This is a genomic window from Streptomyces sp. MMG1121 (genome assembly GCF_001280015.1).
Taxonomy (GTDB): Bacteria; Actinomycetota; Actinomycetes; order Streptomycetales; family Streptomycetaceae; genus Streptomyces.
Genome location: NZ_LGDV01000107.1, coordinates 1 through 15,752 on the forward strand (window position 1 = coordinate 1; position 15,752 = coordinate 15,752).

11 protein-coding genes are annotated in these 15,752 nt (G+C 72.4%); 5 read left to right on the forward strand and 6 right to left on the reverse strand.

Annotated features, from left to right (window positions below):
- Nucleotides 1–98: 98 nt before the first annotated feature.
- Complete coding sequence (locus tag ADK64_RS44825; protein ID WP_234384529.1) at nucleotides 99–1,127, forward strand: hypothetical protein; 1,029 nt, start codon at nucleotides 99–101, stop codon at nucleotides 1,125–1,127.
- Nucleotides 1,124–2,434, forward strand: a complete 1,311-nt coding sequence (locus ADK64_RS10500; protein ID WP_053657418.1) for an extracellular solute-binding protein — start codon at nucleotides 1,124–1,126, stop codon at nucleotides 2,432–2,434. The genes ADK64_RS44825 and ADK64_RS10500 overlap by 4 nt, the downstream gene beginning before the upstream one ends.
- Before the next feature lie 53 nt (nucleotides 2,435–2,487).
- On the opposite strand, the gene ADK64_RS10505 is transcribed toward ADK64_RS10500, so the two are convergent.
- The 4 genes from ADK64_RS10505 to ADK64_RS10520 form a co-directional block, all read right to left on the reverse strand.
- Nucleotides 2,488–3,630, reverse strand: a complete 1,143-nt coding sequence (locus ADK64_RS10505) for a magnesium and cobalt transport protein CorA (RefSeq protein ID WP_234384522.1) — start codon at nucleotides 3,628–3,630, stop codon at nucleotides 2,488–2,490.
- A 244-nt stretch (nucleotides 3,631–3,874) separates the two neighbouring features.
- A complete protein-coding gene (locus ADK64_RS10510) occupies nucleotides 3,875–4,666 on the reverse strand; it encodes a S1 family peptidase (protein ID WP_053657421.1) in 792 nt (263 codons plus the stop codon).
- Between the two features lie 201 nt (nucleotides 4,667–4,867).
- Nucleotides 4,868–7,690: an ATP-binding protein gene (locus tag ADK64_RS10515; RefSeq protein WP_053657423.1), complete on the reverse strand. Its 2,823-nt coding sequence runs from the start codon at nucleotides 7,688–7,690 to the stop codon at nucleotides 4,868–4,870.
- A gap of 168 nt (nucleotides 7,691–7,858) precedes the next feature.
- Nucleotides 7,859–8,521, reverse strand: coding sequence for a LuxR C-terminal-related transcriptional regulator (locus tag ADK64_RS10520; protein ID WP_420712955.1), 663 nt, complete (start codon nucleotides 8,519–8,521; stop codon nucleotides 7,859–7,861).
- A gap of 284 nt (nucleotides 8,522–8,805) precedes the next feature.
- On the opposite strand from ADK64_RS10520, the gene ADK64_RS10525 reads away from it, so the two are divergent.
- Nucleotides 8,806–10,479 (forward strand): AMP-binding protein, encoded by a 1,674-nt coding sequence (locus ADK64_RS10525; RefSeq protein WP_053657428.1) that lies wholly within the window; start codon nucleotides 8,806–8,808, stop codon nucleotides 10,477–10,479.
- Nucleotides 10,476–12,068 carry an AMP-binding protein gene (locus ADK64_RS10530; protein ID WP_053657430.1) on the forward strand — a complete coding sequence of 531 codons (1,593 nt, stop codon included), beginning with the start codon at nucleotides 10,476–10,478 and terminating at the stop codon, nucleotides 12,066–12,068. Before ADK64_RS10525 ends, ADK64_RS10530 begins: the two co-directional genes overlap by 4 nt.
- 43 nt (nucleotides 12,069–12,111) lie before the next feature.
- Here ADK64_RS10530 and ADK64_RS10535 read toward each other — a convergent pair whose 3' ends face one another.
- On the reverse strand, nucleotides 12,112–12,864 hold the full coding sequence (locus ADK64_RS10535) for a hypothetical protein (protein ID WP_199829563.1): 753 nt from the start codon (nucleotides 12,862–12,864) through the stop codon (nucleotides 12,112–12,114).
- A gap of 268 nt (nucleotides 12,865–13,132) precedes the next feature.
- Between ADK64_RS10535 and gcl the strand changes: the two genes are divergently transcribed.
- Complete coding sequence (gcl, locus tag ADK64_RS10540; RefSeq protein ID WP_078992591.1) at nucleotides 13,133–14,920, forward strand: glyoxylate carboligase; 1,788 nt, start codon at nucleotides 13,133–13,135, stop codon at nucleotides 14,918–14,920.
- Nucleotides 14,921–15,442: 522 nt separating this feature from the next.
- Here the strand turns inward: gcl and ADK64_RS10545 are convergent.
- The gene (locus ADK64_RS10545; RefSeq protein WP_053657434.1) at nucleotides 15,443–15,676 is read right to left on the reverse strand and encodes a hypothetical protein; all 234 of its coding nucleotides are present in this window, start codon (nucleotides 15,674–15,676) and stop codon (nucleotides 15,443–15,445) included.
- Nucleotides 15,677–15,752 lie beyond the last annotated feature (76 nt).

The following is a 15,752-nucleotide window of genomic DNA, read 5'->3' on the forward strand; positions in this document are numbered from 1 at the left end:
CCGGCACACCGACCCCCGGCACACCGGCCCGGCGCACCCCGCCCCCCGGCACGCCGGCCCACGGCACCCTGGCCTCCGGCGCCCCGCCCTCCGACGCCGTGTTCCCGGGCGCTCCGGCCCCGGCCATGCCGGTCCGGGGCATTCCAGCCCCCGGCGAGCCGCTCGCCCCCCTCGCCCCCCTCGACCGTCTGATCCGGCGCCTTCGCCCCGGTCGTGCCGGTGCCAGTGGCACCGCTCACGAACTCGCCGTGCGCCACCGGTTGCTGCTGGCTCTGTCGGCGCTGCTGACGCTGGCCCTGTTCCTGTCGTACGAAGGGGTGCACGGTGATGCCGACCCGCTGCGTACCTCCAGTGCCCCGGCCGTGCTGTCCATCGACACCGCGTTGTACGCGCTCGGGCAGGCCCAGCAGGATGCCGGTGCGGCGGCGCCGACCAGTGACTTCCAGAAGCAGATCTCGGTTGCCGCGCAGAGCCTCGCGGCAGCCGCCGGGGACGATGTCGGGGGCACGGCGGGGCGGCAGGCCCTGCAGACCGTCGCCGGGCTGATCACCGTGTACGCCGTCAAGGTCCAGCAGGCCCAACTCCAGCCCGCGGACAGCGTGTTGCGCGAGGCCTACCTCAGTTACGCCACCAGCGTGCTGACGGACCAGGGTTCCGGGATCCAGGCCCGGCTGACGGCCCTGCGGACACAGCAGCGTGCCGCGGTGCACCGCCAGACCTCGTTCGGGCCGTGGCTGTGGCTCGGCTGGAGCATGACCCTGCTGCTGGCCGTCGCCCTCGCCACGGCCCTGCTGGAGACCCAGCTCTTCCTGCGCCGCCGCTTCCGGCGCCGCTACAACCGCGGACTCCTCGCGGCGGGCACCCTGCTGGTCGCCTGGGTCGGCACCGCGCTGCTGTTCACCGCATGGACGCACCGGGGCATGGCGCGCACCCGCGCCCTGCTCGACCGCCCGCTGACCGGGCAGCTCATCACCGACGCGGGGCGGCACACCACCTCGTACCTCGCCCACACCGGCTTCCGCGCGTCGGCCGCGGTGGGCATCCTGATCGGAGGCATCCTGCTCATGACCCTCGCCGAGACAGGACTGCGGCGGCACATCGACGACTACCGGTTCAGGCCGCGGTGAGCGCCCCGCACAGCGGCCCCGCACCGGCCGCCGCCCCGCGCCGCATCCGTACCCGCACCGTCACCGTGGTGGCGAGCTGCCTGATCCTGCTGGCGGCGGCCCTCGTCGCCGGCGTACGCGCCCTCGGGCAGGAACCGACCGTCACCCTGCTGGCCAACTGGACCGGCACGGACGAACGCAACTTCCGCGAGACGGTGCTCGATCCGTTCGAGCGCGCGCACCACATCCACGTCGACTACCAGGGCAGCTCCGCCGAGAGCCAGGTGCTCGGCGCCGACGTCGAGGCCGGCACACCGCCCGACGTGGTGGTGCTGACCGGGCCCGGCGAACTCGCGTCCTACGCCCGGCAGGGGCAGCTGAAACAGCTCGACGGCCTCCTGCCCCGGGACGGCTTCGGCGCGTCCTGGACCACCCCGCTGGACGGGCACGTGTACTGGTTCCCGCTCAAGGCCGACCTGAAGAGCATCGTCTGGTATCCGGCCGGCACCGGCGAGCGACAGCGCACCGAGGCCGCGCGCGAGCCCGGCCAGTGGTGCGTCGGCATGGGCTCCGGTGCGACCAGCGGCTGGCCCGGTACCGACTGGATCGAGGACATCCTGCTCCAGCGGTCCGGCCCGGACGCGTACCAGCGCTGGGTGCGCGGCGAACTGCCCTGGCAGTCCCAGGAGGTCAAGGGGGCCTGGACGACCTGGGGCCGCATGGTGGGCGCGGGAGGCGACCCCGAGCTGGTACGGCGGGCACTGAAGACCCCGTACCAGCAGGCGTCCGAGCCGCTCACCCGCACCCCGCGGGGCTGCACGCTGGAGCACCAGGCGTCGTTCATCCGCAACGAGGACCCGTGGAAGCGGGCGGACGGGCGCTACGAGCCCTCGGCCCGGCTGATCCCCGGGGCGAGGACCGTCGACGCCTGGGAGGTCTCCGGTGACCTGGTCGCCCTGCTGCACGACACCTCCGCGGCCAAGACCCTGATCGGATACCTCGCCTCGGCCGACGCCCAACGGGCCTGGAGCGCCCGGGAGTCCGGCTTCTCCGTCAGCCCCGAGGCCCAGCCCTCCCCCTCCGCGCGGGGCGCCGACTGGCACCGGACCCTCGCCGCGACCCTCCTGGACGACCGAGCGGTGCACTGCTTCGACGCCTCCGACGCGATGCCGCCCTCGGTGCGCGACGCCTTCGCCGAGGCGACCATCGAGTACCTCGCCCACCCCGACCACCTGGGCGCCCTGCTGAAGAACCTCGACTCCCTGCGTCTGGCCCACGGCCTGACCTGGCTCCAGTCGGTGTGCGACCGCATTCCCGCGCCGGGGTGAGGGCCCGGACGGCCCAGGGAGTGCTCCTTGTCCCGCACGTCCCTGGACGCCGCTCAGAGCCAGTCGCGTCGCTTGAAGATGAGGTACAGACCGGCGCACACGATCCCCATCAGCCCGATCGCGAACGGGTATCCGAACCCCCAGTGCAGTTCCGGCATGTGGCTGAAGTTCATTCCGTAGATGGTCCCGACCAGCGTCGGAGCAAACAGGATCGCCGCCCACGACGAGATCTTCTTGACCTCCTCGTTCTGCTCGAACCCCGCCTCCGCCAGGGCCCGCATCTCCGCGTTCTGCTGCTGGGTGACCAGCGTCGCGTTGACCGTGAGGATCTCTGTGAGGGCCTGGCGGAAGCCGTCGACGCGCTCGCTGATGTGGGTGACGTGGTCGGCGACGTCGCGGAGGTAGCGCTGGAGTTCCTCGTCGGTCTCGTACTTGGCGAAGCCGGCCATCAGGCCGTGCAGCATGCTGACGAGCGGGCGGGTGGCGCGCTGGAACTCGACCGTCTCGCGGGAGAGTTCGTAGATACGGCGGGAGACCTCGGGGTCGCCGCGGAAGACCTCGGTCTCGATCTCGTCGATGTCGTTCTGCACCCCGGAGACCACCGGGGCGTAGCCGTCCACGACCGCGTCGAGGATCGCGTACAGCACCGCCTCCGGGCCGAGTGCCAGCAGCTCGGGGGAGTCCTCCATCCGGTGGCGGACCGCCGACAGGTCGGGGGCCGCGCCGTGCCGGACCGTGATGAGGAAGTCCGGGCCGACGAACACGTGCAGCTCGCCGAAGTCGACCTCCTCGGGGGCGTCCAGATAGCGGGCGGCGCGCAGTACGACGAAAAGCGTCTCGCCGTACCGCTCCAGCTTGGGCCGCTGGTGCGCCTCCATCGCGTCCTCGACCGCGAGGGGGTGGAGGTCGAACTCGGCAGCCAGGGAGAGGAGTTCGTCGGCGGTGGGGCGGGCCAGGCCGATCCACGCCATGCCCGCGGGCTGCTCGCGCAGCTCCCGGAAGGTCTCGGCCAGGGTGGCGGGGGAGGAGACCCGGACGCCGTCGCGGTACAGCACCGCCTCCACGATGCTCGCCGGACCGGCCGGATCCGCGGGCGGGGTGCCGGCTGGTCCGGCGGCGGGCGGCGGTGCCGGGGGGACGGCGCGGCGCCACACGGACTTGCGGCCGCCGTTCCTGCCGTTGAAGCGCTCGGACATCGGCTGCCTCTCGGTCTGGCCTGCGTACGGCGGGATCACCCAGCGAGATGCGAGCAGGATATCCGGGAGGTGCCCGGCCTCGCGGCCGTGACCGGGCAGGCTGAGGGACGACTTCGAGCCCTTCGGGAACCTCCGTCGTACGGCGCTGAGCCACCCCCCGGACGGTTCAGCGCCGTACAGCATGGAGAGGGCGGCGTTGCGGGCCGCTCGTGGTGGCCCGCAACGCCGCCCTGGTATCTACCTGTTACGAGTTGACCTGTGTGGTCACCAGGTCCGAGAAGGTGGTCAGCCGGGTGTAGACACCCGGGTAACCCGCCTCCGCGCACCCCTCGCCCCAGGAAGTGATCCCTGCCAGGACGCCCCCGATGAGCAGGGGACCGCCGCTGTCGCCCTGGCAGGTGTCAACGCCGCCGGATGTGTATCCGGCGCAGACCATGTCGGACTGGACGAAGTCCGAACCGTAGGAGCTCTTGCAGCTGGAGTCGGCCACGACCGGGACGGTCGCGGTCCGCAGCTGGTTGGAGGAGCCGCCGTTCTCCGAGGTGGTGCCCCAGCCGAGGATGCGGGCCGTGCTGCCGGCCGCGTACACGCCCGTCTGGGAGGAGGAGACGTACGATGCCGGGGTGTACGGCATCGAGGTCGCGAGGGTCAGCACGGACACGTCGTTCCCGTTGGTGGCATCCGTGTAGTTCGGGTTGACCCAGATCTTGCTGACCTTGCTGACCGTGCCGTCGGTGCCGTTCAGATACGTGCGGCCCCCGACCACGCGGACACTGCCGGTCGACTCGCCGGCCATGCAGTGCGCGGCGGTCACGACCTTGTTGGCGGCCACCAGGGTGCCGCCGCAGAACTGGTTGCCGGACGCGTCCGTGATCTGCATGACGAACGGGTACGCCGTCGTCGTGGTGGTCGTTCCGCCGACGATGGGCTGCGGGGCGGCGCTCGCCGTGGGGGAGGCGATGAGCCCGGTCGCCGCGGCGGCGGCACCGGCCACCAGGATCGCGGCGGTCTTTCTGGCACGTGTGAGCCCGAACATGAGTCTCCTCAGTGGGGTTGCACCGGTGGGGGGTCGCACGGGTGGTGTGGCACGGGGGTCGCGGGACCGACCCCCGTGTGCCCGGGCGAGCGGCACAGCCCTTACGCTAGGACCCGGAACGGTCGGCTCCCAATGAGGGAACCCCCTAGGGGGTTGGGTGAGGGAAAACCCTCGGTCCGCCTCAGTTAACCCGCCACGTCCTCACTTCGCGCGGTGAGCCGCCGCCAATCGGACGATGTCGACCCGCGATCGGATCCCCAGCTTGCGGTAGACCCGGGTCAGGGTCGCCTCCACCGTCTTCACGCTGATGAACAGCCGGGCGGCGATCTCCCGGTTGGTGGCCCCCTCCATGACCAGCGCGGCGACCTGACGTTCCATCGCGGCCAGCACACCGAGCGCGTCCAGGGCGTCCGCCGCGGCCGGCGCCGCTTCCGGCTCGGGGGCGGTGAGGGCCTCGTCCACCTGGCGCAGCCAGGGCAGCGCCCGGCAGCGGCGGAACATCCGGGTGGCCTCGTCGTACGACGACGTCGAGCCGGGCCGCCGCGGCCGCAGCCGGGCCAGCGCGAACGCGGCCCGCGCCTCCTCCAGACCGTAGCCGAGCTTGCCGAGCCGGTCCTGAGCGGATGTCAGCTGGGCCACCGCGGCCTCCAGCTCGCCCTGTGCGGCCCGCACCAGTGCCTCGGAGCGGTCCAGGACGGCCAGTACGCTCTCCCGGCCGAGCCGGAGCGCGTGCTCGCGGCTGACGTCGATGACGGCCTGTGCCTGAGCGGGTTCACCGGTACGGACCAGCGCCTCGGCGAGATCGCCCTGCCAGCGGCCGCGCGCCGGGTCGGTGATGCCGAGCCCCAGCTCCAGCCGGCGCACCCGGCGCAGCGAGCGCACGGTGCCCGCCGGGTCCCCGGCCACCAACTGGGCGTGTCCGAGCGCGCCCAGGGCCCGGGAGAGGTACATCTGGTCGCCGTCCTCCTCGGCGTGCTGCACCGCCTCCCGGGCGAGCGCCAGCGCCCGGTCCACATCGCCGCCGGAGGCCTCCGCGAGCGAGGTGAGCATCGCCGAGGCGGTCTCGCCGATCCCCGAGTCCCGGGCCAGGCGCAGGCTCTCGCGGGCCAGCTCCAGGGCGCGACCGCAGTGCCCGGCGCGCAGCTCGGTCTCGGCCAGGCCGCGCAGGAAGTGGACCTCGCTCTCCACCGAGCCGCGCCGGCGCACCTCGCGCAGCAGCGCGGTGACCGTCGCCCGGGCCTCGGCCAGCTGGTCGCCCATGACCAGCCAGCGGAACCGGGCGCTGCCCGCCCCGTTGTGGTGCCAGGCCACCCGGGGGTCCTGCGGCTCCTTCAGCGCGCGCTCGATGGTCCGGGGCGCCTCCGGATGGCCCATCAGGGTCTCGGTCTGGGCCTGGAAGGCGAGGGAGAGCAGTTCGGTGCGCCGTTCCCGGCCGCGTGCGGCCAGCTCGGCGGCGTGCGCGGCGGCCTCCCGGGCCTCGGTGAAGTCGCCCGCCACGATCAGTGCCCGCCAGGCCAGCTGGTAGTGCACGAGGGCCAGCAGCCGGGGATCGTCCCCGGCGTCGGCGAGGGCCTGCGGGAAGACGGCGTCGACCTCGGCCATGGTGTGCCCGGCGCTGTCGATGACGATCATCCAGGCACGCACCCGGTCGGCGGGCACGGCCGCCCGGGACAGCACCTCGCGGGCGATGTCCCGGGACAGGTCGAGTTCGCCCGCCGTGATCGCGTCCTCGGCGGCCTGGAGCCGGCGCTCCTCCTGGCTCGGTACGCCGTCGGCGGGAGTGTGCCGTGCGGCGAGCAGCCCCAGCTGGGCCGCGACCGAGGGGGCGCCCCGGTCCCGGGCGAGGGCGGCGGCCTCGCCGAGCCGGGCGGCCACCCCCGGGTCGGTGCCGGTGGTGGCCAGCGCCAGATGCCGGGCCCGCTCGATCGGGTCGGAGGCGGCCGTGGACAGGGCCGCGTGCGCGGCGCGCCGCTCGGGCGCGGGCGCCTCCGCGTACAGCGCGGCGGAGATCAGCGGGTGCGCGAACCGTACGGCGGGGGCGTCGGGCTCGGTGGCCAGCAGCCCGAGTTCGGCGGCCTGGGCGCACTCCGCCTCGGCGTTCTCGCGGCCGGCCGCGTGCAGCAGCGCCGGAGTGGGGCGGGCGCCGGCGCTGGCCACCAGCAGCGTGCGGCGGGCCTCGACGGAGAGCATGTCCAGGCGGCTGAGCACCAGGGCGCGCAGCGAGGTCGGCACCGGCAGCGGCTCGCCGGGCCGGGGCCGGGTGGGGCTCTCGGCGAGCGCGCGGCCGAGTTCCAGGGCGAACAGCGGGTTGCCGCCGCTGGTGCGGTGGATCTCGCGGACCGTGGAGCGGGGCAGCGATCCGTGGCCGCGGTGGTCGAGCAGCTGGGCGACCTGGGTGCGCGAGAGCGCGCCGAGCCGGACCGCGAGGGTGCCCGGCGGGCAGGCGCGCAGATGCCGGTCGTACTCCTGGCTGTCCTGGCCCTCGGTGCGCACCGCGCACAGCAGTTGCACCGGGGTGCCCTCCAGGCGCCGGGCGGCGAAACCGAGCAGCTCGGCGCTGGCCGGGTCGAGCCACTGCAGGTCGTCGGCGACGACGAGGACGCCGCCGAGCGCGGCCAGGGCGCGCAGCGCGGAGAGCACGGCGAGGCGCAGGGCGAGGCCGTCGCGCTGCAGGCTGGACTCGCCGCGGCCGGTGAGCGCCGACTCCAGCGCCGTGCGCTGGGCGGCGGGCAGTCGCGGGGCGACGTCGTCGAGGACCAGACCGAGGAGATCGGCGAGGGCCAGGAACGGAAGGTGGGATTCGGACTCGGTCGCCGAACAGCGCAGGACGGTGCGCGCGGTGGTGCCGTATTCCTCGGCCAATGCCCGCAGGACGGTGGATTTCCCAATTCCGGCGGGACCGTGCAGCAGCACACTGCCGCCCGAGGCGAGCTGGTCACGGGCGCCGGCGAACAGCTCCTCGCGGCCGATGACCAGGTCGGGACGGCACTTGGCAGGCTCCTGGAAGTCCCGTCGCACGGTCACCGCTCCCCTCGTGTGTCGTGTTCGGGCCAAATTCTAGGCAACGATCCTTGAAATTCAGACGGAAGCCGTGGTGAGGGAAATAACAGGATGGCAAGTATGGGGAAAATCAAGGTCCACCCGCTTTAATAGGCAGGTTTCTTTACTGCTGTCGTGGACGCCCTGACGGGGCTACGGCAGCAGTCCCGCCCTGCGGGCCGCGGTCACCGCCTCCCCTCGGGTGTGGGCGCCCAGCTTCCGCATCGCCGAACGCAGATAGCCCTTGACCGTCTCCGCGCGCAGGCCCAGCCGCTCGGCCACCGCCGCGTTGGTGGCCCCCGCCGCCACCCAGGACAGCACGTCGAGTTCGCGTGGCGCCAGACGCGTACCCCCGGCCGGGCGCGACGCCGTCAACAGCCCGCACGCGGCCAGCAGTTCCGCCCGCAGGGCGGGATCCGCGATCCGGGGCGCGAGCGCCCTCAGTGCCGCGTGCGCCTCGCGCACCTGCTCCCAGGCGGCGCTCCGCCCGGCCGCGGCCGGCTCCGGCCGGGCCGCCACCAGCAGCTCCCGCGCCTCGTCCCGCACCACCAGCACCTGTTCCACGTCCCGCGCGGCGGCCATGGCCGCGCCCAGCGTGCGGTCGCCTAGCGGCTGGGCCGAGCGCAGCGCGCCGTACAGCACCCCGCGCACCCGGCGCCGCACCACCACTGGCACCGCGAGCACCGAGTAGATGCCCTCGGCGGCCACCTGGACGTCGTACTCGTGGCTGATCTGACGGGAGTTGGAGTAGTCCGTCACCGCGCAGGGCCGGGCCAGCGCCACCGCCTTGCCGCCGAGCCCGTTGCCGGAGGTCACCGCGAGCGCGCGCAGCGAGGTCGTGTGGGTGCCGCTCAGCTCGCTGATGCGGATCTGCGGCCGGCCCGCTTCCAGCAGCCCGCCGAAGGCGACCGGCAGTCCCGTCGCCCTTCGCAGCCGGGCCAGCGCGCCGCCGATCTCCACTGTCCCCGCCGCGTCTGCCGTCATCCGTCCGCTCCTTCGGTCGTCCACACCCCCGTTCGGGGGTAGTGAGACCTGCATCACGGATTAGACGATGCCAGAGAGCCGCCCGGCAATGGTCGGGAACAACAGGAGGACAACCGATGACGACGGCGACGGAGCTGTTCCGCAGGGCCCGGGACTTCCTGCTGGAGCACCGCGAGGACTACCCGGCCGCCTGTGCGGGCTTCACCTGGCCGCGGCCCGCGCACTTCAACTGGGCGCTGGACTGGTTCGACGTGATCGCCTCCGGCAACGACCGGACCGCACTGCACATCGTCGAGGAGGACGGCGGCGCAAGGCGGCTCTCCTTCGCCGAACTGGCCGAACGCTCCGACCGGGTGGCGAACCACCTGCGCGCGCGGGGCGTCGCCGCCGAGGACCGCATCCTCGTCATGCTCGGCAACCAGGCCGAACTGTGGGAGACCGCGCTGGCCGCGATGAAGCTGCGCGCCGTCGTCATCCCGGCCACTCCGCTGCTCGGCCCGGCCGACCTCGGCGACCGGGTGGAGCGGGGCCGGGTGAAGCACGTGATCGCGCGGACCGAGGACGCCGCCAAGTTCGCCGAGGTGCCCGGCGGTTACACCCGCATCGCGGTCGGCGGGGCGCCCGGGCCGGGCTGGGAGCCGTACGAGGACGCGTACACCGCTTCCGCGGCGTTCGTGCCGGACGGCCCGACCCTGGCCGACGACCCGCTGATGCTGTACTTCACCTCCGGTACGACGGCCCGCCCCAAGCTGGTCGAGCACACCCACACCTCGTACCCGATCGGGCATCTGGCGACCATGTACTGGATCGGCCTGAAACCCGGCGACGTGCATCTGAACATCTCCTCGCCCGGCTGGGCCAAGCACGCCTGGTCCAATCTGTTCGCGCCGTGGAACGCCGAGGCGACCGTCTTCATCCACAACTACACGCGCTTCGACGCGGGCCGGCTGATGGCCGAGATGGACCGGCACCGGGTGACCTCCTTCTGCGCCCCGCCGACGGTGTGGCGGATGCTGATCCAGGCCGACCTCGCCCAGCTGCGCACCCCGCCCCGGGAGGTCGTGGCGGCGGGCGAACCGCTGAACCCCGAGGTGATCGAGCAGGTCCGGCGGGCCTGGGGCGTCACCGTCCGGGACGGCTTCGGGCAGACCGAGACCGCCGTCCAGGTCTCCAACAGCCCCGGGCAGGTGCTCAAGACCGGCTCCATGGGCCGGCCGAGCCCCGGCTACCGCGTCGAACTCCTCGACCCGGTCTCCGGCGCGCCCGGCGCCGCCGAGGGCGAGATCGCCCTCGACCTGTCCGAGCGCCCGGTCGGCCTGATGACCGGCTACCACGGCGATCCGGACCGTACGGCCGAGGCGATGGCGGGCGGCTACTACCGCACCGGCGACATCGCCGCCCGGGACGCGGACGGCTATCTGACCTACGTCGGCCGCGCGGACGACGTCTTCAAGGCCTCCGACTACAAGATCAGCCCGTTCGAGCTGGAGAGCGCGTTGCTGGAGCACGAGGCGGTGGCCGAGGCGGCCGTGGTGCCCGCGCCGGACGAGCTGCGGCTCGCGGTGCCGAAGGCGTACGTCGTCCTCGCCGAGGGCTACGAGCCGGGACCGGACACCGCCAAGGTCGTCTTCGACCACTCCCGCCAGGTGCTCGCCCCCTACAAGCGCATCCGCAGGCTGGAGTTCGGCGCGCTGCCCAAGACCGTCTCCGGAAAGATCCGCCGGATCGAGCTGCGCGAGGCGACGGCCCAGGGCTCCGCGAACGAGTACCGCGAGGAGGACTTCCGGTGACCTCTCAGCCGTCGTACACGCACGGGACCGGTTCCACCGCCCTGCTCGGCGACACCATCGGCGCCAACCTGGACCGTGCCGTGGCGACCTGGCCGGACCGCGAGGCGCTGGTCGACGTGCCCTCGGGGCGGCGCTGGACGTACGCCCAATTCCGGGACTCCGTCGAGGAGTTGGCGCAGGGGCTGGTCGCCGCCGGGATCGTCAAGGGCGACCGGGTGGGCATCTGGGCGGTCAACTGCCCGGAATGGGTCCTGGTGCAGTACGCCACCGCCCGCATCGGCGCGATCATGGTGAACATCAACCCGGCGTACCGGACCCACGAGGTCGAGTACGTCCTGGGCCAGGCGGGGGTCTCCCTGCTCTTCGCCTCCCCGCGCCACAAGACAAGTGACTACCGGGCGATGGTCGGGCAAGTACGGGGAAACTGCCCGGAGTTGCGCGAGGTCGTGTACATCGGCGACCCGAGCTGGGAGGAGCTGCTCCGGCGGGGGACCGGTGACGCCCCGTACGCGGAGCTGTCCTGCGACGACCCCATCAACATCCAGTACACCTCGGGGACGACCGGCTTCCCGAAGGGCGCCACCCTGTCCCACCACAACATCCTCAACAACGCTTATTTCGTCGGGGAGTCGATCTCGTACACGGAGCAGGACAGGATCTGCGTCCCCGTCCCCTTCTACCACTGCTTCGGCATGGTGATGGGCAATCTGGCGGCCACCGCGCACGGCGCCTGCGTCGTCATCCCCGCGCCGTCCTTCGACCCGCGAGCGACCCTGGAGGCGGTGCAGCGCGAGCGGTGCACGTCCCTGTACGGCGTGCCGACGATGTTCATCGCGGAGCTGAACCTGCCCGACTTCGCCTCCTACGACCTCTCCTCCCTGCGCACCGGCATCATGGCGGGCTCGCCCTGCCCGGTGGAGGTGATGAAGCGGGTCGTCGCCGAGATGCACATGGCGGAGGTCTCCATCTGCTACGGCATGACCGAGACGTCTCCGGTGTCGCTCCAGACCCGCGTCGACGACGACCTCGAACACCGCACCGCCACCGTCGGCCGGGTCCTGCCGCACCTGGAGGTCAAGGTCGTCGACCCGGCCACCGGCGTCACCCGGCCACGCGGCACGGCGGGCGAGTTGTGCACCCGCGGCTACAGCGTGATGCTCGGCTACTGGAACGAGCCCCTGAAGACCGCCGAGGCCGCGGACGCGGGCCGCTGGATGCACACCGGAGACCTGGCGGTGATGCGCGAGGACGGGTACGTCGAGATCGTCGGCCGCATCAAGGACATGATCATCCGGGGCGGCGAGAACATCTACCCGCGCGAGATCGAGGAGTTCCTCTACGCCCACCCGAAGATCAAGGACGTCCAGGTCGTCGGGGTGCCGCACGAGAGGTACGGCGAGGAGGTCCTCGCCTGCGTGATCCCGCAGGACCCCGCCGACCCGCCCACCCCGGCGGACCTGCGCGCCTTCTGCGAGGGCCGGCTCGCGCACTACAAGATCCCGAGCAGGCTCCAGATCCTCGACGCCTTCCCGATGACGGTGTCCGGGAAGGTGCGCAAGATCGAACTGCGGGAGACGTACGGGGGATGAGCGAGGGGGCGCGGGGGCGGCCCCTGACGAACCCTTCCGTGCGTCAGGACCGCCCGTCCCGTGCCCGCGTCCCCCGCTCCGGCGCGCCCTCGGTGTTCAGGGTGTCGGCCGCGTCGTTCACCGGCTGGGGGACGCCCGCGAGGTCCAGGACGAACAGGGGGACGCCCAGGGCGGTCGCGCGCAGCCGGGCGTCGTCCGTGTAGCCGGCCAGCGAGATGTACACGCAGTCCGCGGACTCCGTCATCGCCGTCAGCCACAGGCACTCCACGTCGCGCGGTGCCGCCGGGCGGACGGTCGGGTCCACCTGGGCGAGGAGTCCGTGCGCGGCGAGCCCGATGCCGTTCGGCGGGCGCTGGTCGGCCCGGCGGATGTCCCGGTAGCCGAGCCAGCGCAGATAGAGCGCGGCGGTGGTGACGGCGTCGCGAGCGGTGCGGATGGCGCGCGGCTGGAAGGCGGGGCGGGCGGCACCCGGCTCGGAGGCGACGGCTCCGGTGGCCCGCTCCGGCGCTGACGCCGCCGGTGGTGGTGGCGGGGGGCCCGCGGTCACCGGGATGCGCAGGACCGTGCCGCAGGAGCAGCCCAGTTCCGGCTGCGGCCACTGGTTGCGGCGGCCACAGGCGGTGCACGGCAGCGCGATCCACTCGTCGTCCCAGGCGCGATGGGCCGTCACGACCGGCTCGGCGGCCGGATCCAGGTCCGCGGCGGTGGGTGCGCCGCAGGCGCACGGATACACCGGCGCGGTGTAGACGTGCTCGCGCCGGCAGACCGGACAGCGCACCGGCACGCTCTCGGGCATGGCCCACTCCCAGGCGTCGCGTCGGGACAGCGCTCCCCATCGTGCCCCTCTCCCGCCCCCCTTGTCCGGCGCTTGCCGGGTCTGCGCCGGATCGCGGCCATGTCCGACGTCTCTTGACGGCTTTCGCAGGTCCCCCTACATTGTTTCCAGATAGTAGAAATTAAATTCCGCATTACGGAAGTGATGTGGAAGTAGTCGACTCTGGAGACTGTGCTCACCGCGGGGCGCGACGGGAGTACGCATCCGACAGCCGAAGCAGGAGTACTCGATGGCTCGTATGACCGCTGCCCGCGCGGCAGTTGAGATCCTCAAGCTCGAGGGCGTCACGGACGCCTTCGGTGTGCCGGGCGCGGCGATCAACCCCTTCTACAAGGCGCTCAAGGAGGGTGGCGGTATCAGCCACACCCTCGCCCGCCACGTCGAGGGCGCCTCCCACATGGCCGAGGGCTACACCCGTACCAAGCCGGGCAACATCGGCGTCTGCATCGGCACCTCCGGCCCGGCCGGCACCGACATGATCACCGGCCTGTACTCGGCCATCGGCGACTCCATCCCGATCCTGTGCATCACGGGCCAGGCGCCCACCCATGTGATCCACAAGGAGGACTTCCAGGCCGTCGACATCGCCTCGATCGCCAAGCCGGTGACCAAGATGGCGGTCACCGTCCTGGAGGCCGCGCAGGTCCCCGGCGTCTTCCAGCAGGCGTTCCACCTGATGCGCTCCGGCCGTCCCGGCCCGGTCCTGATCGACCTGCCGATCGACGTGCAGCTCACCGAGATCGAGTTCGACCCGGAGACGTACGAGCCGCTGCCGGTCTACAAGCCGGCCGCCACGCGCGCCCAGATCGAGAAGGCGATCTCCTTCCTGCTCCGGTCCGAGCGCCCGGTCATCGTCGCCGGTGGCGGCATCATCGGCGCCGACGCCTCCGAGCTGCTGGTCGAGTTCGCCGAGCTGACCCAGACCCCGGTCATCCCGACCCTGATGGGCTGGGGCACGCTGGCCGACGACCACGAGCTGAACGCGGGCATGGTCGGTGTCCAGACCTCGCACCGGTACGGCAACGCGAACTTCCTGGAGTCGGACTTCGTCCTCGGCATCGGCAACCGCTGGGCCAACCGTCACACCGGCTACAAGCTCGACGTGTACCGCGAGGGACGCAAGTTCGTCCACGTCGACATCGAGCCCACCCAGATCGGCAAGATCTTCCCGCCGGACTACGGCGTCGTCTCCGACGCCAAGGCCGCGCTGGAGCTGTTCGTCGAGGTCGCCAAGGAGCTGAAGGCCGCGGGCAAGCTGCCCGACCGTGCCGACTGGGTCGCCTCGACGCAGGAGCGCAAGGCGACGCTGCTGCGCCGTACGCACTTCGACAACGTGCCGATGAAGCCGCAGCGCGTGTACGAGGAGATGAACAAGGCCTTCGGCCCGGACACCCGGTACGTCACCACCATCGGGCTCTCCCAGATCGCAGGCGCGCAGATGCTGCACGTCTACAAGCCGCGCCACTGGATCAACTGCGGCCAGGCCGGCCCCCTGGGCTGGACCATCCCGGCCGCGATCGGCGTCGCCAAGGCCGACCCGGAGTCCCCGGTCGTCGCGCTCTCCGGCGACTACGACTTCCAGTTCCTGATCGAGGAGCTGGCGGTCGCCGCCCAGCACAAGATCCCGTACGTCCACGTGCTGGTGAACAACGCGTACCTGGGCCTGATCCGACAGGCGCAGATCGGCCTGGACATCAACTTCCAGGTCAACCTGGAGTTCGAGAACGTCAACGCGCCGGAGCTGGGCGTCTACGGCGTCGACCACGTCAAGGTCGCCGAGGGCCTGGGCTGCAAGGCGATCCGGGTCACCGAGCCGGACCAGCTGGGCGCGGCGTTCGAGCAGGCGAAGAAGCTGGCAGCCGAGTACCAGGTGCCGGTCGTCGTCGAGGCGATCCTGGAGCGGATCACCAACATCTCGATGAGCCGCACCATGGACATCAGCGACATCTCCGAGTTCGAGGACCTGGCCACGGAACCGGGTCACGCACCGACGTCGATCAAGCCGCTGAAGGTCTGACAGTCCCAGCAACACCAACCGAGGGTGGCCCGTCCGGGAGGAGGGGCCACCCTTCGGCGTTCCGGCCCGCCTGGCGGGGCTGTCTGCTCCGACCGCACCGGTGCTCCCCGCCCGCCGGGCCCCGTGCGCTCAGGCCCGGCCGCCCGTCGTACGGCAAGTCGCGAGTGGCGGCTCCCAAGGCCGGCCGGTACGGCTCCCGCAGTCGGCCAGCCAGCCAGCCAGCCACGCCGGGCCCCGGACCGGCGCCGGAGGTTCTCCCCGGGGGCGACGTTCACGGCTCCCCCACCGGCCGGAGCACCGCCGAGCGCCCCCGCGCAGCCGCCCCGAGCCGCCCCGTACACAACCTTCTCCAGCCCCCGGCAGCCGCTCCCGGGCCCCCCTTGCCGCCCCTCGGTGCCGATCTGCCGCGCAGCCGCCCTCGAACCCCCTGCGGTCCCCGCCCCGGCCCCCGGCAGCCCACGCCCCTGAGCCGCGCCCGTACAGCCCGCTCAAGCCCCTGACGACCGCCCCGGCCGCTGCACCTCACACCTCGTGTTCCGACAGCCCCGGCCAGTCGTCCGGGCCGCCGCCCTGCCATTCGATCAGGTCGCTCTCCTCCACCTCGATGCGGTCCAGATCGGCCAGTCGGAGGATCTCCACGACGTCGTCCAGGTGGGAGGCGAGGCCCAGGGTCACGTCGCCCTCGGTGACGCGGCGGGAGCCGTCCAGGGCCGGGGCATGGACCACGATGTGCGGGTACTGCGTCGGATTGCCCATGACCTCAGCGTGCTGCGGATGCGTCCGGGTCGCACGCCGAGCCCGTACAACGCGAAGCGGCGCCCCCCTGGATCAG